A 1,350-nucleotide genomic window follows, 5' to 3' on the forward strand; every position below is an offset into this window, starting at 1 on the left:
AATACATATTTGAGTTCTTCTCTAGCAGCCGGAAGAACAAAAGTGCCCTTGAAATTGTTAATTTCAGCTTGATAATCAGCTTTTGATAGTAACACTTTACTGCATGCGTTTGTAACAATTACAACTGGAAGATACGAAATTCTTCCAACAAGAATTTCTAAAAAACAAATTCTATTTCCTTTGATATGTATTCCTGTGTAGTAGCTGCCATTAGCTCTGGAAATAAGACTGGGTTCACAAACATTGAATTTTTTGATTAATCTTGCAGTGCCAAAATCAAACTCTTCTCCCAAAACTTCAATTCTAAAACCAATATCATTTCCATGATATGCAAGTTTTTGTTTTTCAAGCCAAGCTTCAACATCTCCACCGTTCAAAAATGGGTTATCGCGATAAGTACTTTTGATGATACAAACAGCAGGATTGTCTTGATTTGCCAAATATCTTTTGTATAGCCAATGTGATTTAGGTACTGGATTGCTTGACATATAGATTCTGCCACCTTGTTCTCTCATTGTAGGGATAAGCATTTCTATATCGTCGGAGCTAAACTGATTGGCTTCTTCTAACCATAAGTCTTTGAAATGCGCATAAGATTTCAAATCTCTTGTGTCGTGGCCTCCTTCGAAAACAAAGGCTCGTTTTTTCCCAAAAATCAAACTTTTACTCTCAATTTTTGCTTTGCTTATATTGAAGAATTTTCTTAGGTTGTATCTACTCAAAAGTTCTAAAATTTCTTTGTGTATTGATTGTGTTGTTTTGTTTTTCTTTTTTCTGATTGCAAGTGTATCTCCTCCATCAGCACTAAATTTTCTTTCTAAATTAACGGTTGCAATATCATAAGTTTTACCAGTTCCTCTACTGGAGTAGTATATGAAAATTTCAGCATTAGGTTTTTCTCTGTAAGCATTAACGTATATTGGGAGTCGCCTTAGTCTCATAGTTCACCCTTGGTAATAATTTTGTTGATTTCTTCCTCAGTATAAGAACAACTTTTTACAAAACCCGTGCTTGTATTGTTTCCAATGATTAATTTTTCTTTGTTAATAATGTCTAGTACTAGATCCTCAGCTTCGCTCATTTCAAAGACTGCAAAAAACATTCTAAACGCATGTAAACTTGTTGCTAACACATTACTGTTTGAAAATTCAAACATTTTGTTGACAAACAGTCTAAGCAAAGCTTGTTTGCTCGCGGCATTTGAATTTTGATTGTCTGTAGGAAGTTTTTCCGCTATTAATTTTTTCAAAAGTTCTTGGATTTCTAAATCATTCATAACCTTTCTCCTAAAGATCGTATCTATAAAAAGATATGTAGCAGGTGTTTTTGGGCCTTGTTTCTTCAGAACCC

Annotated in this window: 2 protein-coding genes; both read right to left on the reverse strand. The window is 33.6% G+C overall.

The features are described from left to right. Positions 1-941 (reverse strand): PBSX family phage terminase large subunit (locus BLO14_RS05880; protein ID WP_091974020.1); only part of this gene is annotated, 941 nt, incomplete at its 3' end. Further along, on the reverse strand, positions 938-1,350 hold a 413-nt coding region (locus BLO14_RS05885; protein ID WP_236736417.1), incomplete at its 5' end, for a hypothetical protein. The genes BLO14_RS05880 and BLO14_RS05885, both read right to left, overlap by 4 nt.

Source organism: Borreliella japonica (assembly GCF_900099615.1).
Classification (GTDB): Bacteria; Spirochaetota; Spirochaetia; order Borreliales; family Borreliaceae; genus Borreliella; species Borreliella japonica.